Raw genomic sequence first — 21,353 nt, 5'->3', positions numbered from 1 at the left:
ACCGGCCCGCGCTTCCCGCTCCTGCTGACCACGGGACGCATCCTCTCGCAATATAACGTGGGGGCCCAGACCCGCCGCACCGCCAACACTATCTGGCATGACGAGGACGTGCTGGAAATTCATCCCCACGATGCCCAGGACCGCGGCGTGCGCGACGGCAGCTGGGTGCGTTTGACCAGCCGCGCCGGCGAAACGACCCTCAGGGCGCAGATCACCGACAAGGTGGCGCCCGGCGTCGTCTATACAACCTTCCACCACCCCGAAACGCAGGCCAATGTCATCACCACCGACTTTTCGGACTGGGCGACCAATTGTCCCGAATACAAGGTCACCGCGGTGCAGGTCATGCCCAGCAACGGCCCATCGGACTGGCAGGTGGAATATGAGGCGCTGTCCCGCCGGTCGCGCCAGATCGCCACGCCCGCGGATCCTGCGGAATGACCGAGGCCACAAGGCAACCCGTTGTGACGGTTGACCGGCTTGCCCGGCGCGCGGGAGCCATCAGCTGGTCGCAACGCGGCGTGCCTGAAGAGGTGCCCATTGCCCTCTCTTTTGCGGGGACCACCCAGGCCGTCATGATGGCCAGCCCCGCCGATCTTGAGGATTTTGCTGTTGGCTTCGCGTTGACGGAGGGCATTATTGCCCAGCCCGATGATGTCGAGCGGATGCATATTGAGCATCTCGACGCCGGGATCGACATTCAGATGTGGCTGCGGGACGCGGCCAATAGCCAGTTGAAAGCCAGGCGGCGGCGCCTGGCCGGGCCAGTCGGATGTGGCCTCTGCGGCATCGAATCCATCGAGGAGGCTGTCCGGCCTCTACCGAAGGTCTCTGCTGCAGCGTCATTCCTGTCCATGGACGATATTGGAGAGGCGATGCGTCAGATTACCCACGCACAGCCCTTCCACGCCAAGACCGGCGCCGTCCATGCCGCCGGCTTCTATCGACCGGAGAACGGCATGATCCTGGTGCGCGAGGATGTTGGGCGCCACAATGCCCTGGACAAGCTGGCGGGGGCTCTGGCCAGGGCCGGGATGGCCGGGTCATCAGGGGTGGTCTGTGTCACCTCCCGGCTTTCGGTCGAAATGGTGCAGAAGGCGGCGGCCATCGGTGCCCCGGCCATTCTGGCAGTGTCCGCACCGACCGCACTCGCCATCCGCGCTGCCGACGAGGCAGGCATGACCCTGATTGCCCTGGTGCGCGGCGACGAGTTTGACGTATTCACCCATTCCGATTGGCTCATTGGCGGAGGCCACCAGCATGTCGCATGAGGATGAAGTCACTGACCGGCTGATCCGCATGGCCAATCAGATCGGAACCTTCTTTGCCTCGCAGCCAGAGGCAGGCGCGGCGGCAGGTGTGTCCGAGCATATCAACAAGTTCTGGGAGCCACGTATGCGCGAGCGGCTGTTGGACCTGATTGCGTCGGGCCAGGATGGGTTCGATCCGATCGTTCTCAAGGCTGCCGAAGCCGTCAAACGGCCCGCAAGGGTCAAGCCGTAGCAAGCCCGGATGCGCCTCCGGCAGGCTGACGTCCCGCGCCAGTTCTGAAACCACCTTCAGGACGCGCAGCGCCAGTCCTTGCGAGTGATCCAGCTCGCAATGTCCTCTGCCGGCATCGGGCGAGCAAACGCATAGCCCTGCAAATAGTCGCAACCCAGGTCACGCAGGATATTGGCCTGCTCCAGGGTTTCCACACCTTCTGCAACGACCTCAATGCCCAGCGACTTGCCGATTTCCACCATGGTGGACACCAGCCGGCGATGCTCGGCACCGCGCGCCACTGGCTCGACCAGTTGGCGGTCAATCTTGAATCGGCGCGGGCTGAGTTTGAGCAGGCTGACAATGGAGGTGTGCCCGGTGCCGAAATCGTCGACATCCACGCTGATGCCCATCTCCTGCAGGCCGGCAATATTACGGCCCACGCAGCCTTCGAACTCGTCAAGAAAGATAGATTCCAGAATTTCGAATGAGATCGAGCCGGGCCGGATGTTGAGTTTGCGTAGACCGTCCAGCAGGGTTGCGTCGTGCAGCCTCTGGAAGGTGACGTTCACTGATACCGAAGGAATATTGATTCCCTCGACCTGCCAGCGTTCCAAATCCGCAATAGCCTGCTGGAGCAGCAGGTGGTCGATCGTTCCCAGCACATCCAGGTTCTCGGCGATCTTGAGGAAGCGGAATGGGCTGAGCAAACCATCCGTGGGATGGTTCCAGCGGATCAATGCCTCCACGCCAACCACCTCGAGTGTTCTGGCATCCAGCACCGGCTGATAGTGCGGCACGAACTCATTGTGCTCTATGCCGCGCAGGATATCATCGGCAATACGCTTGTTGGCCGCAATTTCGGCCTGCAGGGCCTCAGAGAAGAACTCGCAGCGGTTTCGCCCCCGGCCCTTGGCCTGATAGAGCGCCACATCGGCATTGATCAGTACGCGTTGTGCGTCAAAGGGGTCATCAGCCTCGACGGCAATACCGATGCTGGCGCCAAACCTGCACTGGTGTCCCTGATAGGGCACCGGTTGCCGGATCTTGTCGATCAGCTGGTTGGCCAGCGCCAGAAGCCCTTGCGTATCGGTTTCACCGGGACAGGCAACAATGAACTCGTCGCCGCCCACTCGGGCGGCAAAACGGCTCAGCCCGATATTGTCACGCAGGAGTTCCGCCACATGCACGAGCATGGCGTCGCCCGCCAGGTGGCCGAGTGTATCGTTGATCTGCTTGAAGCCATCCAGGTCGATATGCAACAGCGCCATGGCGCCCGATGACGGCGAACCTGCTGCGTGACGCTTGAGGATCTTGTCCAGATAGCGTCGGTTCGGCAGACCGGTCAGCGCATCGTGCAGGGACTGGTTTTCGATGCGCTCCTTGGCATGTAGGAGCTCGGCATTGCGGCTCTCCGCCAGCTCCTTGGCCGCCTGCAGGCTGTGCGTCAGGGCCACTTCCTCGGTCACGTCCCAGAATACGCCGATCAGTCGGGGCTCCTGGTGTTCGTCCTCAAAGCGCGCCCCGCGCGAGCGCAATGTTCGCACCACGCCATCGGTCCTGATAAAGCGGGATTCCATTTCGAAACTGCCATCCTCTTCAGCGCGCTGGAGCGCCAGGATGGTCTTGGCCACATCGTCCGGGTGCATGGCGCCCAGCAAATCGGTCAACTGCATTGAGGTCGGATCGCGGGCGACCCCCACCATCTCGCACAGCTTGTCGTCCCACAGCACTTCGCCGCTATCCAGCTTCAGCTCGAAAACGCCGAATTGTGAGGCCTCCAAAGCGAGCGAAAGCCGGCGTGACAGGTCGAGCACCTTTTGCTCGGCCATCTTGCGCTCGGTGATATCAGTGTCCGTTCCGGTGCGTCGGATCGGCGTACCATCAGCATCCCACTCTACCGCAGCGCCAACGCTGTTGATCCAGATATAGTGGCCCTGCTTATGCCGTTCGCGATATTCGAACGTGTTGAATTCTTGAGCGTTGTTGGCCTGCTCTTCAATGATCCGCCGCAGCCTGTCCTGATCCTCGGGATGTACGCGCGAGAGCCATCCATCAAAAGTGAAGTCGATGTCCTCGTCCGGTGCATAGCCCCGCATTTCCTTCCACCGGCGGGAACCCTGTGTCTGGGGTTTGTGTATCTCCCATTCCCACACGCCTTGGCCGGCGCTTTCCAGCGCGTGGTTCCAACGCCGCTCGCTCTGCTCCAGGTCGGATTTGGCCTGCTCGAGCGCGGTGATATCAGTGGCCTCGGTCATCAGCTGGACGATCGCGCCGCAGTCATCTGCAATCGGAGCTATGCTCAGGTCGCTGACGCGGATGGTGCCGTCCCTGCCTTGGTGACGGACCTTAAGTTGCACATATTCGCCGCTGGCTGCGCGATGAACCGCTGACTTGACGGCCTCGCGCTCTTCCTCACTCTGCCACTGGTCACCATCCCAGAAGCGCAAATTCCCGAGCTGACCGGGTGTCAGCCCCAGAAAAGCGTAATAGGCCGGATTAGCCTCAATATATCGACCATCCGGCTCGAGCAGGCCGATATGACGGCGCGTATTCTCGAACATGGCCTGGAATCGGGTCTCGCTCCGCTTGAGCGCAGACGCCGCGGCCCGGCTTGCTGTCATGTCGGTCACGACCAGATGACAATAGCGGTCGCCGCCGACCTCGATCATGCTCGTCTTGATGTCCACGGCGATGGTGCGTCCATCCTGCCGTCGCAACGTGGCTTCGCGCCTGAGCAGTTGGGCCGTTGGCTCATCGGCGCTGTCGGACAGCAATTGGCGCAATGCGGTCGCCTCGTCCTCGTCAGCCCATGTCCAGAGGCATTGGCCCGTCACCGCATCCTGGGGCAGGTTGAGCATGTCGGCGAAGGCGCGGTTGGCCTGGGTAATGGTATGCCCGTCCATTTCTACCAGCAGAATGCCCTGGTGTGACGCTTCCACTGCCGCGCGGCGCAACTCGGTCGCTTCCTTGAGGGCCAGCTTGGTGCGGTTGCTTTCGGTGACGTCGCGGACCGTGCAATAGGCAAAGCGCCGGTTGGCGGCCTCAAAGAAGGAGAGGCTGACCTCGGTATCAATCGGGTCCCCGCATTTGCGCTTGAACCGTGCGCTGATCAGTCCCGCATTGCCATCCTGGGCACTGGTCGTCTCCAGGAAATCGAGGATTTCCTCTCGGGTGGCATCGACGTATTCCCAGGGGTGCATCCCGACCACTTCCTCGGGGGACCGCTGCAGCATTTTCGCGAATGACTTGTTGCTCTGCACCACCGCCATGGTCTCGAGGTCCAGCGTGACCACGCCATCCCAGGACGAATCCAGTGCCAGTTCCAGCCGACGCGACAGGTGCAGTTTCTCCATCTCTGCCATCTTGCGGGCAGTGATGTCCGTGTCCGTGCCGATCATGCGGGTTGGCCTGCCGTCTGGCCCCCATTCGATCGCTGCGCCCAGGCTCAGGATCCAGATATAGTGCCCGGCCCGATGACGTTCCCGATATTCGAAGGCGTTCTGCCGAATGTCGGGTGAATTTTGCTTGCGCATCTCCTCAAGCACGAGGGCTCGATCGTCCGGATGCACCCGCTCCATCCACGCGTCGAAGGAACTGTCGACGACCTCGTCGGCATCGAACCCCCGCATGAGCCGCCACATGCGCGAGTAGTAGACGGTGTTGCTCGGAATATCGCAGTCCCAGATGCCTTGGCCGGTGCTCTCGAAGGCAAAATTCCAGCGTCCGCCCCCCTCGCCGAAATCTTTGGCTGGACCAGGCGATGTCGTGGCTGTCTGCAGCGCGGTTCCCGTCGACATAACGGAGCCCTGCGCCTGCGTGGAGCGCAGCCAACGGCGCATTCTGGAGCGGTTTGGGTAGGGCAGCGTCATAGTGCGTCCATCCGGCCGGTCTTTGTCCGGGCGGATTCGACCCATCCCGAGTCCGAGGCACAAGTGTTCTGCTCGCCGTTCAAAACTGCCTGCTCCCCATAGACCTGTCCGGACGGTCCGATGAGACGCGGGAAGCATTAAAGCCGGGTTACGAAATTAAAAATGAGAGTAGATTTCGTAGATCGCATCGGTGTTTATGGGCATGGCACCTGAAGCGCAATCCAGCCATTCCCGACACCACGACAAGCTGCGATCCTAGACCACGAGCCGACTCCGCGTCAGTTCCGACAGCGACTGCTGTGAGCGATCCTGCGGACGATTGACGGTCTCTACCCACTCGATCAGCTGGCGCATTCCCGCTTCGAAGTCTTGCCTCGGCCTGATGCCGAACAGCCTCTCCAGCTTGCTGGTATCGGCGAAGCAATGCCGGATGTCGCCGACGCGATATTGGTTGAGTATGGTTGGGGCGATGTTCTTGTGCAGGAGACGGGCAAGCGTCCTGGCAATCTCGTTGACGGTGCGGGCCTGACCGCTGCCAACATTACAGGCCTCCCAGACCTCAAGATCGCTTTCGAGTACGCCGGCAAAGGCATTGGCAACGTCCAGAACATGCACGAAGTCGCGCTTTTGCTCCCCATCCTCAAAGATGATGGGCGACTGGTCGTTGAGCAGGCGGGAAATGAATATGGCAGCAACCCCAGTGTAGGGATTGCTCAGTGCCTGGCGCGACCCATAGGCGTTGAATAGCCTCAAGGCTATTGTCGGTATTTCCAGTGCCCGTCCGACGGAAAGAAACATCTCTTCGTGATCGCGCTTGTTGACGGCATAGATCGAGGCGGGCTGGAGCAATTTGTCCTCGCTGGTTGGGATGGGCAGCAGCGCGTTGCCCCGGTCGTCCAGCTCCCAGCGGTGCTCTTTGAGTTGCGCATGGTCGCGCATCGAGGGGGTGACGGCGCGCCCGCTCGATGCCTCCACATATTGTCCCTCACCATAGATCGACATGGACGAAGCAACAGCCATCCGCCGGACCGTGTGCTGGGTCCGCGACAGTACCTCCAGCATGATCGCGGCGGCCATGGTGTTGTTGCGCGTGTAGTCGACAATATTGGTCATGCTCTGCCCGACACCCACCGAAGCGGCGAGATGGGCCAGATGGGTGATGCCAGTCAGGGCGCTTTCGAACACACCGTCATCCAGGATATTGCCATGGATGCGCCGGGCGCCTGGATTGAGATAGACCGGCCAGCCATCTGCGTCCCGCTCGGCATCACCATGCACCTGCTCAAGCAGGCAATCGAGCACGGTGACCTCAAAGCCTTGCGCCAGCAGCAAATCGACCAGATGTGAGCCGATGAAGCCGGCTCCCCCGGTGACCAGAACGTGACCTTTGGCCATATGTTTACTCCTTACATTGACACATGCCTCATAGGGATTTTTCTGCCCCTGACTGCAGGGGTGAGATGGTGGCAATTTTGGCGGGCGCCGCCTTGGTCACCGGACTCGGCCGTTTCCCACGCGCCACCCGCACCAGGTCGTGGTTCGCGTCGGTCTTTTCGGTGCGTTCCCAGACAAGGCCTTCGTTGAGCAGGAACATGCGGAACCCGATCCAGAGCGGGATCAGCCAGACCAGCCACCAGGCCATGATGAACACCGGGTTGACCCGGAAGAGATAGCGCAGCCGGTCCTTGTGGCGGGGTAGTACCAGCGCGGAGCGGCGCCAGGTGCGCACATAGAGTGCGCTCATCGACAGACCGAAAGCGGCCAGATTGGCCAGAGACAACACGATGGCCCAGTCTGGCAGCAGGTTATGACCGGTCCATGCCGCCCAGCTGGCCCAAATGCCCAGCGGGATGCCCACCGAATTGAGTGACAGCGACAGGCAGGGCAGAAAGTTGAGCCAGGCCTTGAACCGTGCCGGCCATGGCATGCCCATGGCTTTGAGCGGATAGGTCAGGCTTTGGAAGAACCCGGCGACCCAGCGTTTGCGCTGCGTGATCCCGTGCGCAAAGGTGAGCGGCACCTCTTCAATCAGGGGGTTTTCAATGACCCCCAGCCGCTTGCCATTGGTCCAGAACCGCATGCCCACTTCCGGATCCTCGATCGTGAGCCAGGGGTGAAAACCACCCAGGGAGATCAAGTCAGACGCGCGGAAGAACAAGCCTTTCCCCAGCACCCAGTAGGGGTGCTTCCCATTGGCGGACAGGTGCGGATACTTCGAGCCGTCCCAGGCCATGTGGTCAAAGGCATGCCAGCTGGCCGCCCAGCTGGAGTTGAGATTTCCGGCAATATTCTGCGCCTGGAGCACATCGTAGTGGCGCATGCCAGCGGCTGCGGCCAGGAAATGGTCACTCGGCGGGCAGCTATCGGCGTCTATATAGTTGACCAGGAAATCCTGGTGGGTCATCACCCGATCGGCGATCTGGTAGAAGGCGTAGATCAACTGCCGTGTCTTCTTGGGCGGCAGGTTGCGGTTTTGGGCCAACTTGCCCTTATGCCACCAATAGGCTTTCTGGCAGCGATCCCAGGCCTTCCAGACCACCAGCCAGGATTTGTGCGAGGTGGGCGGTACCTCAATAATCTGCAGGAACGGGAACTCCTTCTGCAGCCGCCTCAGCGAGCGCACAGTGAAAGCGTCGTCGGCATTGGGTATGGCGACCACGCTGTATTTGTGTTTGGGATAGTCCAACTGCCCCAGGCTGAGAAATGTGGTGCGCATGGTCGATTCGAGCTCGCGCAGCACCGGATAGAACAGGACGATATAGGGGTAGTCGTCTGCGGGCAGAGACCGGGCCTCGTTCGGATCCACCCAATTGACGGGGCGCGTGAAGAAGTAGAGATCGACCGCCTGCGAGAGAGCATAGGCGATCTGCACCGCGCAAAAGGCGCCAACCACCAGCAGCGACAATGTATGGGCGCCGATCTCCATGGCTTCCCCCTTCCTTGGGCCGCTCCTACCCGGCGATGCCGCTGTGCAGCGCCGCCGCAGACCCAGGCGCGGCGCCGTTGAGCGCCGGCTCCCGCTGGCGCCACTTCTGGGCCGGTCGCACCTCGGTCGATTGCTTCCGCCGCGGATGTTCCGCCGGGCGGCCGACGGCGTGAACCGAGAAGCCGGCCTCGACAAAGGCCTGTGCCTTAAGGAAATTGCGCAAGTCCACGATCACCTTGCCGCGCATCTGCCCGGCCAGTCTGTTGGGATCGAGGTCCGCGAATTCCGGCCAGTGGGTGGATAGAACCAGGCAATCGGCGCCTTCAGCGCAGGCATAGGCGTCATCTGTGAACCGGACAGTGCGCAGCCGGAACCGTGCGCCGGCCATACCCTGCGGATCGAAGACCTGCACTTTGGCGCCCGCCCGTTGCAGCGTCTCGATCAGCGCCAGCGACGGAGAGTCCCGCATATCATCGGTGTTGGGCTTGAAGGTCAGCCCCAGTACCCCCACGACCCGGCCATTGAGACTGCCGCCCGCGGCACGTGTTACCCGGCGGCCCATGGCGCGCTTGCGTGCCTCATTGGCGCCGATGACGGTTTCCACCAGTCGCAAATTGACGCCATGCTCCTGGGCGATGGCCAGGAGCGCTGAAGTGTCCTTGGGAAAGCACGATCCGCCATAGCCCGGCCCCGCCTGCAGGAATGCTTCCCCAATCCGGCTATCGAGCCCGATCCCGTGAGCGACTTCTCCGACATCGGCGCCCACGGCCTCGCAAAGGTCTGCACACTCATTGATGAAGGCGATCTTGGTTGCCAGGAAGGCATTGGCGGCGCACTTGACCAGTTCGGCCTCGCGCCGGCCCATGCAGACCACCGGCGTCCCTAGCTGTTCAAGCGGGGCATAGAGCGCCCGCAGGGTATTGCGCGCCGTTTCGTCTCCGGCACCGACGATGATGCGGTCCGGTGCCATGAAGTCCTCGATTGCCGAACCTTCGCGCAAAAATTCGGGATTGGAAATCACCGAGAACCGCATATCGGGGCGCGCCCGCTGCAACAGGGCTTGTACGCGATCCCCCGTGCCCACCGGCACGGTGGACTTGATAATCAGCATCTGCGGATGGGTCGCTTTCTCCGCGATCTCCTGGGCAACGGCGAAGATGGCGGAAAGGTCGGCGCTGCCATTGGCCTGCGGCGGGGTGCCAACGGCGGCCATTACGGCGTGAATCTCACGCCCGAGAGCCGGTAGCCTGCTGGTGAATCCAAGGCGTCCCCGGGCCACATTACGCGTGATCGTCTCGGTCAGTTGCGGTTCGTAAATGGGTATTTGGCCAGCCTGCAGCTGTTCGATCTTGGCCGGATCATTGTCCACGCACAGCACATGGTGTCCCAACTCAGCTAGGCATGCGCCCGATACCAAACCGACATATCCCGAACCGATGATAATAAGGCGCATGGTCTTGTACTCACACTGACTGACTGAAACTAGATAGAGACCGCGGCCTGGCTCCGCGGGACCGGCGCAACGCCGGGCTGACTTTGGATGGACGCCGACGGGCTAGTGTCGAGCCGGGCGAAATAACGGATGGTCTTGGCCAGCCCTTCAGCCAGCGGGACACGCGGCATCCAGCCCAGCAGGCTGCTGGCGCGGGTAATGTCGGGGCGGCGCCTGCGAGGGTCGTCGACCGGCAGGGGCTTGTGGACGATCCTTGAGGTCGAGCCGGTCATCTCGATGACGATCCGGGCCAGTTCGCCAACGCTGATTTCCGCCGGATTGCCGATATTGACCGGGCCTTCGACCTCCGGCCCCGAGGCCATCAGGCGTACGAAACCTTCGATCAGATCGTCGACATAACAGAAAGAACGCGTCTGCTGGCCCTCTCCATAGACAGTGATGTCCTCGCCGCGCAGGGCCTGGAGGATAAAATTCGACACCACCCGCCCATCGTCGGGTTGCATGCGCGGGCCGTAAGTGTTGAAGATGCGGACAATCTTGACCACCACACCGGTCTGCCGAGCGAAGTCGGTGATCAAGGTCTCGGCAAAGCGCTTGCCTTCGTCGTAGCAGGAGCGCGGCCCGACCGTGTTCACATTGCCGCAATAGTCTTCACGCTGGGGGTGCACTTCGGGGTCGCCATAGACCTCTGAGGTTGAGGCATGCATCACTCGCGCCCCGTCCCTGTCAGCCCGGTACAGCACATTGGCCGCCCCTTCTGCGCAGATCAGCGCGGTCCGCACAGGGTCGCTCTGATAGTGCACCGGTGAGGCCGGGCAGGCCAGGTTGTAGATCTCGTCAAAGGAGGGCAACTGGTCGGGCAGGGCATCCAACACATCATGCTCGACCAGTTCGAACCGGTTGCTGCGCGCCAGGGCGGCGACGTTGGCCGGGCGGCCGGTGTGGAAGTTGTCGATGCAGGTAACCCGGTGACCTTCCCCGATCAGGCGGGCGCACAGATGCGAGCCCAGAAAGCCCGCCCCACCTGTCACGCAGATGGATTTGGGCGCAGCTATCCTGCGGCCGGCGCGCTCCTCGCGTACCTGCCCGGTCGTTTTATGCCGGGCGCTCATTGCTGCACCAGGCCGACGCCGAGGGTCAGGTCCTTGGGGCGAGGAACCGGCAGGGGAATATCCACCATGCCAACCTTGGCGACTTCGTCCGCGCCACCAGCCATCCAACCACCTTCTGGCGGCCGGACGACGGCGCGATATCCGGCCTCATATATGGGTAGCAGGCCGGCCTGATAATTGTAGTGCACCTCGTCGCCATCGTGGATCAGCACCATCTCCGCCGAGGTGATTTCGATATCATTCACACGCACGAAATCGATGAACAGATTGCGGTCCAACACACCATCCTCGCCGAGCCCTTCCTGACGCGTGAACTTGTCATTGGTCAGCACCAGGCTGATCTCGGAATCCGGCATGAGCGCCGTGTCCGGGATGGTGAACGAGAATTGTTCGAGGAAGGAATTTGGCCGCGGCTTGGTGAACAGGCGTCCGTCACTCTCCGTGCTGATTGCCCGGGTCAGCGTCCCGCTGCCAATCACCTTGTCATTGATCAAAAGATCAAAGCTTGGCGGGCCGTCATACGCTTCTCCGGCAATCGAAACGACGATCAGCGAATCGGCCATCGCCGGCAAGATTGCCAACATGGAGAGCGCAGTCGAGGCGCCCAGGATTTTTGCCAATACTACTTGTGATATCTTCAACATCTTGACTCACCACTAATAAACGCACGTATCACAAAGCGTATGCAGAAAATCTCCCGCATAGATCGCCTCTATCCTGACAATACTGTAGCTTTTGAACTTAATTGCCGCCATTAATACAACGATCTAGACAGTTCTGACTAATTGCCCTGGTCTGGCCATTCCGTCATTTTTTCTCCCAGGGGATAGCCGGTGGACGATTCGGGGAGGCAGAAGTGAAGCGTCGGAACTTGATCGTGGGGGCCGCGGCAGCGCTCACTGTGGGCCAATTGGTCGGCTGTGCCCGCGTCGATCGAACCGAGACCGGTTCGGTAACCACCAGTCCTGATCAGGCCCCTGCCCGTCAGCCTCGCCCGGCCACGCCCCCGCCCGTCCGCGCTCTGCGTTCGGCGGCCTCGTCACGTGGGCTCTATTTCGGCGCGGCCATTCAGGCCGGCACGCTCGGCGACAGTCGTCTGCGCTCGATTGTGGTGCGGGATTGCTCCACCATCACACCGGAATGGGCGATGAAATGGGACGCCTTGGCTCCCGGCAGGACCTACAATTTCAGCGAGATGGACCAGCTCGCCAGCTTTGCTGCCCGCAATGGCCTGGCCATGCGTGGCCACACGTTGCTTTGGCACAAGAGCCTGCCGTCCTGGGCGGCATCTGCGCTCGCCTCCAGCCGGGACTGGGCGATCATCGACGACCATTTCTCAAAAGTGATTGGCCGTTATGGCAACCAGGTTCGCGAATGGGACGTGATAAACGAGCCAATCGAACCCAATCACGGGGGTAGGGGCCTGCGGAACAATCAGTTCTACAAGGCCTTTGGGGAGGATTACATCGAGCGCGCGCTGGAATCGGCTCGTGCCCGAGCCCCGCGCGCACGCATGGTCATCAATGAATATGGGCTGGAGTATAATAGCGGCTATGAGGGGCAGCGTCGTCTGTCACTCTTGCGCCTGCTTGAGCGGCTGCGCTCCCGCGGTGCCCCGGTCGATACAGTCGGCCTGCAGGCACATCTGGATCTGCGCAAGGGCACTGTCTATGCTGACGGCATCTATGGGCTGATGCGCGACATCCGCAATATGGGGCTCAAGGTTGCGATCACCGAGCTTGATGTAGCCGAAGCCAATACCGGCCTTTCCGTGGAGAGGCGCGACTCTCTCGTGGCAGATGAAACCCGCCGCTACCTCGATATCGTGCTGCAGTTCAACAATGTGCTGGGTGTCAGCACCTGGGGGTTGAATGACAGCCATTCCTGGTTGCGCACGCAAAGAAGCAGCGCCAATCGCGGCCTGCCCTACGACCGGGAATGGCAGGCTAAGCCCATGCATAATGCAATTCTGACCGCGTTCGCTTGATTGAGCCGCATCGGCTTAGCGGACCGCCTCCATCAGGCTGGTATAGAGCGCCCGTGTTTCGGGACTGGGCTCCACGCCCAGATCGTCCGCAAGCACCGAGCGCATTGACGCGTAGAGTTCGCTGACGCGAACGAAGTGCCGCCGTTCGGCCGCCTCGGCCATCAATACCCGCACCGCATCCTCACGATATGGATCAAGCTCAAGCAGCCGGCGGGCGCAGGCGGAACGCTCGTTCTGCGTGTATTGGCCATCGGCGTGGATGCCTTCGGCAATGCCGTCCACGGCCTGCAGCAATAGCTCATCTCGCCGGGATGACAGCCAATCCTCGAATTCAGAACTGCTGCTGCCCTGATCGGCCAGCAATTCGCCCCCGTAGATCTTGCACAGCGCATGGGGGCTGTAGGTGACATCGCCCGAGATATGGCGGATCATCTCGATCAGGTCACAATAGACCTCGGGCCCTGGCGCCAGATGCAGGGTGGAAACACTGGCTTCGATTAGCCGGAAGCCTTGCTGATCCTGCAGATGCCGGATACGAGCGACGGCTTGCCGCAGATTGGCGCCGGCCTTGCCGTCCTCGGCATTGGGCCATAGCAAAGCCGCCAGCCGGCTCCGCGGCTGCACTTGGTCAGGCGTGGACAGGATAAGGTAAGCGGCGATCCGAAAAAAACTCGCAGGGACGCCCTGAACCAGTGTGCCGTCCGCGATCAGACAGCAGGTGCCCAGCAGCTTTACCGTTATTTGGTGCGGCGCTTGAGTACCCATCTGCGCCCTCCGTCCCTTTGTACGCTAGTCTAACGCGGAATTTGTTTATCCTGTCCTAAACCAAGACTATTTTGTAGAAGCTACTTCTTCTAAATCGGCTCGTCACGAATTTTTGTTCGTCTGAGCTGCTGTCCTACTTTTTCACTATGGTCTTATGCCGCTTGCGGCAAAAAAGGCCCACATGTCTCTGTTGACTGCCGTGATCGCCTTGATGGCCGACTGCACCCTCTCAAATTCTGTGTCGTCCAAGGCCTCGGATTTCCCGTATTTCAACTCATCGCCAAATTCGACAATGCGCATTAATTGCGTCCCGCTCAATTCACCATTGGAGTCGAATGAATAGATGCAATGGTTATATTTGTTCCGGACCTTGGCTTCTTTCTTGAGGCGGTCGGTGAGATCCAGTACGGCGGTACGGGTGGCCGCGGGTGTCGAAGGCAATTTGGCCAGCCGGTCCAGCAGGTCCAGTCGCGCGCGCGTTGTGTTCAGCGTCAAAAAGATGATGACCGCGGCATCCTTGGATGTCCCGGCCAGATGCGCGATGAGATAGATGAACAGGCTCTCTGTATTGGTCCAGACATAGTTCAACTGGCCGACCTGCTGGAGCACCCTGTCCAGGCTGGGCATTGTCCTTACCCCGGATAGGCGCGGCGGCGGTGGTCTTGTCCCGTCACAGCGCCTCCTCTCTCCGAGCGATGCTCATGCAGATAGGCCGCCGCTTGCGTGCGATTGGTCACTCGGAGTTTGGCGATGAGATTGTGCACATGGGCTTTGACCGTGTGCTCGGAAAGCGCCATGCGATCGGCGATCAGCTTGTTCTGATAGCCTTCCGAGACCAGTGTCAGGATTTCCCGTTCCCGCGCGGTCAGAGAGTCAAGGCCGCTCTCGGCGCTGGTTTCGTTGCCCTGGTCACGCACAGCTGACTGTGCGCCATTGGCTCTCGGCGCTGGAGGGGTGGGTGCCTTGTCCACTGGTCCAGGCGGCGGCGACAGGCGCTGCTGCGCCTCAAAATGTCCGCCGGCGCTCTGAGACTCACGCGGTAAATACTCGCCGCCGGCCATGACCAGCCGCATCAAGGCGAACCAGACATCAAGCGGCAGGGTGGTCGGCAGCAGTCCCTGGATCAGACGGTGTTCGACCACGAGCGGGTCAACGACCGGACGTCCGCTATCGATGGCCACCGCAATAGCCGCCTTCGGGAACCGCACCCGGCATTGCTCGACGAAGGAGGGGCCGATCGATCGTGCGCCAGCCCCCAGCAAGACCAGTCTCACATTATTGTCGGGGCCAAGGCCATCATCTATCCGGTCGACAAGGAAAACCTCGACCTCCCGGAAGTGATCCTGCAGCGCACCGCATAGGCACTGATATATCGTCTGTTTCGGAGCAACAAAAATGAGACGCGGTGTCTCGGAGTCCAACGGCCGTTCTTCGATCTGCTGCGGATCGCGCAGACCGTCATAAAGGTTTTCACGCACTTTACCACTCCCTCCCCGGCGATTACTGTGTTTGGGGCCCACAGCTTTGCTTGGTGCCATCGCTCCCAAGGTTGACAAAAGGTTAACATCGGGGGCGTGACTCTGGCGTGATTCGTTCCCCGGCAAGACTAATTCAATGGATTGAGCTGTGGTGGCGCTTCCCCGCCGGAAATCAGCCATTCGATGGAGAAACACGCCCGTTTCATCCCTCCTTGAGGGTATTGAAAACGATCTAGCTCCGAAGTGCACCGAACAGATGTTCTAAATCGATAAGATTAAGATTGGGCCGATCAGCCTAGGCTGAAGTGGCAACTATACTTCTCTCCCTATCGAGCAATACTTGACCCTGCGATGCGAAATTCGCTGCGTCGCGTTGGGTAATTGGGTTCTGGATTCATACGTGCTGACCGGTTTCTGCGTACGGCACCAGCGATCTGCGTATCTCGCGTATGCCCTTCAAGTCATGAGCGACCAAGCATACCTCCATTCGAGATGACAGGGGGTCCTGGTAGCTCAGCCATTATTTATCATTGAGGAGAGTAACTATGGCTGACGACTTCAACAACAACAGCGGCGGACAGACCGATAACTCGGTCAATTTCGACGACTTCGACGACTTCGAACCCGAAGATTCCTATAACGATAATTCGACCGACAACTCGACGACGGTCGATGATATCGAAGTGGATGTCGAGGACTCGGGGAACTCCAATTCCTATAACGACAATTCCACCGACACCGATGTGGACGTGGATGCCGACATAGACGTTGAAGACACCGGAAACTCCAACTCCTACAACGACAACTCGACCGAGAACGATGTCGATCTGGATGTCGAGGTCGAGGACTCTCTGAATAACAATTCAGACAACAACTCGCACAACGACAACTCGGACAATCGTGACCAATCCCTGGCCTTCGCCATGGATGACTCGTTGAACGATAACTCCAACACCAACTCCCAGAACGACAACTCGACCGACAATTCGACCACCATCGATGACATCGAAGTTGAAGTTGAGGATGTGGGTAACACCAACTCCTACAACGACAATTCGACCGACGTCGATCTGGATGCCGACATCGAAGACGTTGCCAACAACAAGTCGGTCAACGGCTCGATGAACGACAACTCGAACAATTCGGTCAATGGCTCGATGAACGACAACTCGACCGACAACTCCACCGACATTGATGCCGATGTCGACCTGGATGTCGATGTGGAGATCGAGGACTCGTTCAACTCGTCCGACGACGATGCCACCGGCTCGTTCAATTCCGATGACGACTTCGCCGACCTCGATATCGGTACCGCCACGCTGGACAATATGCTCATCAACAGCGGTTCGCTCGAATTCGACCCAGGTGATGACGTCAACTTCGAGAACGTCTTCAATGGCGCCTTCTCGGGCGGCGGCGGCGACACCGGCTTTGCCATCAACCAGGTGGCAGACATCGTCGATAACGACTCGCTGAGCAACGTTCAGAACAACGCAAACGGCACGTACAACGCTTATGCCTATGCGGACGATGCTGACGCCGATGACAATGACTTCGAAGGTGATGCCGGCAACAACTCCACCGCCAGCAACATCGCCGATGCCAGCGCAGCGGTGAGCGGTTCGGCCTTCAACATGGAAGTCGTGCTTGGTGCAAACCTGCAGCAGAACGCAGTCGATGCGACGGTGGTTGGCGGCAACAACCACATGAACAACGACTCCAGCAGCGACGACGCATAAGCGAGCGCCCCCAACGCTTGCCAAGGATCTGCGCGGTAGCGCCCCCACCGCGCAGATCATCTGATTTTAGCCGGTCCGCTATCAGCCGGATGGGCAAATGGGAGGTGTTCCGTGTTTTTTCCAAGCGATCCGATTTCAGAAATTGTCGTCCACTTTCTCGGCTATTTCGAGATCGCGGTGGAAGACATGCGCGTCCGGATTGAGCTCGAGCAGATCGAGCACGATGGTGATCCGGCTCCCCAGGCCCCCGAGATGCGGCAGATTTCGGTAGACGTCCTCCAGGCCTATGCCCTGGGCGCCTACGACCCGGGCGTCCACTACGCCCCGCCCGATTTCCCTATTCGTGGTGAAGCGTTGTTCGGGCCGGTTCATATCGCCCTTCCAAGCGCTCCCAATTTTGCTCACCCCGATTTTGACAAGCCCCTTGCGCATTGGCCCTTCGCTCCTGGTGACATTGTCGTTCCGCTGATCGGCACCGAGCCGGGCTCGGTCATTGCGCTGATCTCGCAATCCCTCACCCAGTCCGACAATGACCTCTTCGTCATGGGCGCGCTCGACGAACCGCTAGTCTATCATTCCGGCGCCGATGCGGGGCTTCTCGGGCTCCAGTATGCCAGCGGCGCCGTTCTGGGTCCGCTTGCCAATGGTCCGGGCATGGAGGGGCATGAGGATGTGCCCCTGGTAATGGACGCTGTTGACGCAACCACGCTCCAGCATCAATCCAGTCCTGATACACAGTTCCACGAGGTCGATGGCCTGACCGGCACCTATGTCAACGGAGAGCTGGTGGACGAGGATCCTCTGCTGTCCGAAGCCCTGCCAGCGCATTTGCAGGCGGAGGTCGAGGACGCCACCCCGGCGGACACGATTGTGGTCACGGGCAAGCCCGAGGCGCATCTCCAGATCATAAGTGACGATACCCAGGGCTCGGTGACTTACAAGGCCGGCGGCAATTTTCTCGTCAACGAAGCGGCCGTCGTCAATGCCGGCCTGATCGGCACGCATTTCGTCGTCGGCGGTGATTTCCACCAGCTCGACGCAATCATCCAGACCAATTCCTACGCCGACAATGATACGATCAGCGATGACTTTCCCCTTGCGGCCAAGACTGGTGGCACGGAGGCGGTCAATATGGCCAGCTTCGTTCAGGAAACGCTCGATGTCGCCGGTGAGGCCGCCGAGGCCGATCCTGGGATATTCCCCGTCAATTGGCAGATCAGCATCGTTTCGGGCGACATCATCTTCCTGGAGTGGATGAAGCAGCTGACCTTCATGTCCGATCAGGACGTCGGCGTGCTGACTGCCGCCGGCTCCAATGCAGTGGTGACCAGCGGCGAGAATATCGGGCTGAACAGCGTCAGCTTTGCCAATATCGGCTCGCTCTATGACCTCATCCTGGTCGGAGGCAATGTATTCGACGCCAACATCATCATCCAGAACAACATCCTGTACGACAACGACACCATCGCCATGCTCGGCGCCGGTGATGACACCTATTCGGCCTCCGGAAGCCTCAATACCAGCAACAACCTGCTTTGGAACCAGGCGTCGATCCACAATGTCGGCGCCACGGACGTGCAGCAGGGTATTTCCGATCACTACCAGGCGGCCATGGATGGGCTCGCCAATGGCAACAAGTCCATGCCGACAAGCTTTCACAAATCGGCGGACTTCGAAGGCGTCTCCATCCCCAAGGTGCTCTATGTTTCCGGCAGCATCTATGATCTGCGCTATATCGAGCAGACCAATATCCTGGGCGATGCTGACTTCGTCGCCCTGCAGAAAAAGGCCTTTCTCGATGGTCAGCCGGCCACGGAATGGCAGATCGACACCGGCTCGAACGCCCTGGTCAATGTCGCCGCCATCAAGGACTATGACACCTTCGGCGACACCATCGAAGTCGGCGGCAATCACTATTCCGATGCGGTGCTCATCCAGGCCAATATCCTGGAGGCCCAGGGTGAGGACGACGAGCCCGATGCCCTTGTGAGCGAGGTCGTCGCCTTCCTCGACCATTCCGAGATCTTGGCCGACACCCCGGACTACACCCTCGCCGATACCTCCCACGACGCGGCGCCCGTCGATCTCATGCAATCCGTTCTCGCGTAATCCTGTACCCGGACCGACCAGATGACCTTTGAGCACCTGACCCGCACCGACCGAGAGGCGCTGGGCCGTCAGCTCCGCCAGGCCAGCCAGGTTCGATCCGACCGGATGGACCAGATCATGGACGATATCCATCTGGCCGCCGCCGAACTCGATGAGCTTGCGCGTGGCTATGCCCCGGCGACCCAGACAGGCGAGGACAATAGCGCCCAGCGCGCAGTTGAGGCCCCGACCGCCGCCCGAAAGAACGGCGCGACGCCTCCGCCACGTTCGGTGCTGCGGCCGCGGCCAGGCGACCTGCGCGATGAGGTTCCAGCGCTCGAGGAAGCCTCTGCCCGCGAGGTCGACCCGCCTCCCGCTTCCGAAGACATCACGCCCCCTGGTGAGTCAGACACGACCACGACTGTGCGTGCCGGAGCCTTGCAGGACGCAGACGAAGCCAAATCCGGGCCTGAGCCAGATTCTGAAGCGGTGGACGAGGCTCCCCAACCCCAGACGACGGACGCGCGTTCGGAAGGTCCGCAGGGGGACTTCCGAACCCCAGACAAGGACGCGCCAAAGACCCGCATCCCACCCATTGTTGAAGGAGACCGTGGACCACTTAAGTCGACACGCTCCGGGTCCGGGGGCGGAGGCAGCAAGGGCTCGAGTGGCGCCGGGAATGGCGGCGGGGGCGGGGATAATCGTGGCTTTCACAAGCGGGCGCCGCAGCCCAATTTTACCCAGAGCTTGGCCAATGGCATGGCGGCGGTGCGCACCAATCTGGCCATTGTCATGGCCTTCACCGTCTTCATCAACATCCTGGTCCTGGCCATTCCGATCTATCTGTTCCAGATTTCGGATCGCGTGCTGACCAGCCGGTCCATGGACACGCTGGTCATGCTGACAGCGGCTGTCGTCGGTGCCGTCGTGCTGCAGGCCATTCTCGACGCTGTGCGACGCTTCATTCTGATGCGCACGGCGGTCGAAATCGCCGTGCAGCTGGGCTCCCCAATCCTGAGCGCGGCGGCGCGCGCTTCGTTGCACAGCAATGGCCGGGACTATCAGGTGCTGGGCGATCTCCAGCAATTGCGCAGCTTTATCGTGTCGGGCACGCTGCTGTCCTTCCTCGATGCACCCATGGCGCCGCTGTTTGTGGTGGCAGTCTTCCTCATCCATCCCCAGCTCGGGCTGGTGGTGGTCGGTGCAGCGATCTGCCTGATGATCATCGCCATGATCAACCAACGCTTGACCGCCCGCTCCTTCACCGATGCCAATAATTTCCTCAGTCGCGCGACGCTGCACCTCGATTCCATGTCGCGCAACTCGCAGATTATCAATGCACTGGCCATGATCCCCGAAGTTGTCCGTATCTGGGGGCGCGACACGGCCAATTCCCTGCAGGCTCAGGTCAGGGCGCAGGACCGCAATATCATCATGTCGAGCATCTCCAAGGGCGTGCGCCTGCTGACCCAGGTGACGATGCTCGGCTGGGGCGCCTATCTGGCCATCCAGGGCGAAATCACCGGCGGCATGGTGATTGCCGGCTCGATCATCGCGGCTCGCGCCTTGACCCCCATCGAAGGCACGATCGAGGGGTGGAGCGGCTTTTCCCAGTTCCGCGCGTCCTTCGGGCGGATCAAGGGCCTGCTCAATTCGTCCCCATTCAACTTCCAGCGCCTGCTCCTGCCCGAGCCCAAGGGGCGGCTGGATGTCGAGCGCATCCTGTTTGTGCCGCCGCCCAACAAGAAGGTGTTGCTCAACGGCATTTCCTTCTCGCTGATGCCCGGCGAATCTCTGGCTGTCATCGGCAATTCGGGGGCCGGCAAGACCACGCTGGGCAAGATGCTGGTCGGCTCGATCCTGCCAACCTCGGGCTCGGTGCGCCTGGACCTGATGGACCTGCGCAACTGGGATCAGCGCCAATTCGGCGAAAATATCGGCTATCTGCCTCAGGACGTGCAGCTGTTTCCCGGCACCATCAAGGCCAATATCGCCCGCATGCGGGAGGATGTGAATGACCGCGACATCTTCGAGGCCGCCGTCCTGGCCGATGTGCACGAACTGATCGCCGGTCTGTCTCAGGGCTACGAAACCTTCGTTGCCGCCGACGGCGCTCCGCTCTCGGGCGGACAGAAGCAGCGCATTGCTCTGGCGCGGGCCTTTTTCGGCAATCCCAAGCTGGTGGTGCTCGACGAACCCAATTCCAACCTGGATTCTCAGGGCGAAGCGGCCCTGGCCAAGGCCCTGGAGCATGCCCGCAAGCAGAAGATCACCGTGGTGACCATCACCCAGCGCCCGGCCCTGCTCAATGTCGTCGACAAGATCCTGGTGCTCAACAATGGCTCGGTTTCCATGTTCGGCACGCGCACCGAGGTGATGGCGGCGTTGACCGGCAAGGCCGGCCCCAGCCCGGCCGGCATCAAGGCACAGGGACCTGTGAGGGAGAACTAG

At 60.7% G+C, this 21,353-nt stretch carries 16 protein-coding genes; 7 read left to right on the top strand and 9 right to left on the bottom strand.

The window, feature by feature from the left end:
- From QZ564_RS08260 to QZ564_RS08250, 3 genes are all read left to right on the top strand, one after another.
- Window positions 1-441 (top strand): molybdopterin dinucleotide binding domain-containing protein (locus tag QZ564_RS08260; RefSeq protein ID WP_297107626.1); only part of this gene is annotated, 441 nt, incomplete at its 5' end.
- Entirely contained in the window at window positions 438-1,271 is an 834-nt protein-coding gene (fdhD, locus tag QZ564_RS08255) for a formate dehydrogenase accessory sulfurtransferase FdhD (protein ID WP_297107622.1), read from the top strand. The genes QZ564_RS08260 and fdhD, both read left to right, overlap by 4 nt.
- Window positions 1,261-1,503 carry a formate dehydrogenase subunit delta gene (locus QZ564_RS08250; protein WP_297107619.1) on the top strand — a complete coding sequence of 81 codons (243 nt, stop codon included), beginning with the start codon at window positions 1,261-1,263 and terminating at the stop codon, window positions 1,501-1,503. The genes fdhD and QZ564_RS08250 overlap by 11 nt, the downstream gene beginning before the upstream one ends.
- Window positions 1,504-1,559: 56 nt before the next feature.
- Here QZ564_RS08250 and QZ564_RS08245 read toward each other — a convergent pair whose 3' ends face one another.
- The 6 genes from QZ564_RS08245 to QZ564_RS08220 form a co-directional block, all read right to left on the bottom strand.
- On the bottom strand, window positions 1,560-5,282 hold the full coding sequence (locus tag QZ564_RS08245; RefSeq protein WP_297107616.1) for a PAS domain S-box protein: 3,723 nt from the start codon (window positions 5,280-5,282) through the stop codon (window positions 1,560-1,562).
- A 327-nt stretch (window positions 5,283-5,609) separates the two neighbouring features.
- Entirely contained in the window at window positions 5,610-6,749 is a 1,140-nt protein-coding gene (locus tag QZ564_RS08240; protein WP_297107613.1) for an NAD-dependent epimerase/dehydratase family protein, read from the bottom strand.
- A 28-nt stretch (window positions 6,750-6,777) separates the two neighbouring features.
- Window positions 6,778-8,280, bottom strand: coding sequence for a glycosyltransferase family 2 protein (locus tag QZ564_RS08235; RefSeq protein WP_297107610.1), 1,503 nt, complete (start codon window positions 8,278-8,280; stop codon window positions 6,778-6,780).
- A gap of 25 nt (window positions 8,281-8,305) precedes the next feature.
- Window positions 8,306-9,733, bottom strand: a complete 1,428-nt coding sequence (locus QZ564_RS08230) for a UDP-glucose/GDP-mannose dehydrogenase family protein (protein WP_297107607.1) — start codon at window positions 9,731-9,733, stop codon at window positions 8,306-8,308.
- Between the two features lie 29 nt (window positions 9,734-9,762).
- Window positions 9,763-10,845 (bottom strand): UDP-glucuronic acid decarboxylase family protein, encoded by a 1,083-nt coding sequence (locus tag QZ564_RS08225; protein WP_297107603.1) that lies wholly within the window; start codon window positions 10,843-10,845, stop codon window positions 9,763-9,765.
- The gene (locus QZ564_RS08220; protein WP_297107600.1) at window positions 10,842-11,489 is read right to left on the bottom strand and encodes a carbohydrate-binding domain-containing protein; all 648 of its coding nucleotides are present in this window, start codon (window positions 11,487-11,489) and stop codon (window positions 10,842-10,844) included. The genes QZ564_RS08225 and QZ564_RS08220 overlap by 4 nt, the downstream gene beginning before the upstream one ends.
- A 212-nt stretch (window positions 11,490-11,701) precedes the next feature.
- Here QZ564_RS08220 and QZ564_RS08215 point away from each other — a divergent pair, with 212 nt between their 5' ends.
- Window positions 11,702-12,832 carry an endo-1,4-beta-xylanase gene (locus QZ564_RS08215; protein WP_297107597.1) on the top strand — a complete coding sequence of 377 codons (1,131 nt, stop codon included), beginning with the start codon at window positions 11,702-11,704 and terminating at the stop codon, window positions 12,830-12,832.
- 15 nt (window positions 12,833-12,847) lie between these two features.
- Here the strand turns inward: QZ564_RS08215 and QZ564_RS08210 are convergent, their stop codons facing one another.
- The 3 genes from QZ564_RS08210 to QZ564_RS08200 form a co-directional block, all read right to left on the bottom strand.
- Entirely contained in the window at window positions 12,848-13,597 is a 750-nt protein-coding gene (locus tag QZ564_RS08210) for a BTAD domain-containing putative transcriptional regulator (protein WP_297107593.1), read from the bottom strand.
- Window positions 13,598-13,741: 144 nt separating this feature from the next.
- Window positions 13,742-14,224: a hypothetical protein gene (locus QZ564_RS08205; RefSeq protein WP_297107590.1), complete on the bottom strand. Its 483-nt coding sequence runs from the start codon at window positions 14,222-14,224 to the stop codon at window positions 13,742-13,744.
- A 5-nt stretch (window positions 14,225-14,229) separates the two neighbouring features.
- Complete coding sequence (locus tag QZ564_RS08200; protein ID WP_297107587.1) at window positions 14,230-15,075, bottom strand: response regulator transcription factor; 846 nt, start codon at window positions 15,073-15,075, stop codon at window positions 14,230-14,232.
- Between the two features lie 545 nt (window positions 15,076-15,620).
- Here QZ564_RS08200 and QZ564_RS08195 point away from each other — a divergent pair.
- From QZ564_RS08195 to QZ564_RS08185, 3 genes are all read left to right on the top strand, one after another.
- Entirely contained in the window at window positions 15,621-16,814 is a 1,194-nt protein-coding gene (locus QZ564_RS08195) for a hypothetical protein (RefSeq protein ID WP_297107584.1), read from the top strand.
- A 111-nt stretch (window positions 16,815-16,925) separates the two neighbouring features.
- A complete protein-coding gene (locus QZ564_RS08190; protein WP_297107582.1) occupies window positions 16,926-18,923 on the top strand; it encodes a hypothetical protein in 1,998 nt (665 codons plus the stop codon).
- 21 nt (window positions 18,924-18,944) lie between these two features.
- Window positions 18,945-21,353: a type I secretion system permease/ATPase gene (locus QZ564_RS08185; RefSeq protein WP_297107579.1), complete on the top strand. Its 2,409-nt coding sequence runs from the start codon at window positions 18,945-18,947 to the stop codon at window positions 21,351-21,353.

This window comes from uncultured Devosia sp. (assembly GCF_913055165.1).
In the GTDB taxonomy this organism is placed as follows: domain Bacteria; phylum Pseudomonadota; class Alphaproteobacteria; order Rhizobiales; family Devosiaceae; genus Devosia.
Note: the sequence above shows the minus strand (reverse complement) of the source record. Positions and strands in the feature narration are given on the sequence as shown.

Coding starts and splice junctions, on each gene's coding strand:
- QZ564_RS08185 (WP_297107579.1), top strand. CDS start 18,945: ATGACCTTTGAGCACCTGACCCGCACCGACCGAGAGGCGCTGGGCCGT.
- QZ564_RS08235 (WP_297107610.1), bottom strand. CDS start 8,280: ATGGAGATCGGCGCCCATACATTGTCGCTGCTGGTGGTTGGCGCCTTT.
- QZ564_RS08225 (WP_297107603.1), bottom strand. CDS start 10,845: ATGAGCGCCCGGCATAAAACGACCGGGCAGGTACGCGAGGAGCGCGCC.
- QZ564_RS08240 (WP_297107613.1), bottom strand. CDS start 6,749: ATGGCCAAAGGTCACGTTCTGGTCACCGGGGGAGCCGGCTTCATCGGC.
- QZ564_RS08250 (WP_297107619.1), top strand. CDS start 1,261: ATGTCGCATGAGGATGAAGTCACTGACCGGCTGATCCGCATGGCCAAT.
- QZ564_RS08220 (WP_297107600.1), bottom strand. CDS start 11,489: ATGTTGAAGATATCACAAGTAGTATTGGCAAAAATCCTGGGCGCCTCG.
- QZ564_RS08230 (WP_297107607.1), bottom strand. CDS start 9,733: ATGCGCCTTATTATCATCGGTTCGGGATATGTCGGTTTGGTATCGGGC.
- QZ564_RS08195 (WP_297107584.1), top strand. CDS start 15,621: ATGGCTGACGACTTCAACAACAACAGCGGCGGACAGACCGATAACTCG.
- QZ564_RS08205 (WP_297107590.1), bottom strand. CDS start 14,224: ATGCCCAGCCTGGACAGGGTGCTCCAGCAGGTCGGCCAGTTGAACTAT.
- QZ564_RS08245 (WP_297107616.1), bottom strand. CDS start 5,282: ATGTCGACGGGAACCGCGCTGCAGACAGCCACGACATCGCCTGGTCCA.
- fdhD (WP_297107622.1), top strand. CDS start 438: ATGACCGAGGCCACAAGGCAACCCGTTGTGACGGTTGACCGGCTTGCC.
- QZ564_RS08210 (WP_297107593.1), bottom strand. CDS start 13,597: ATGGGTACTCAAGCGCCGCACCAAATAACGGTAAAGCTGCTGGGCACC.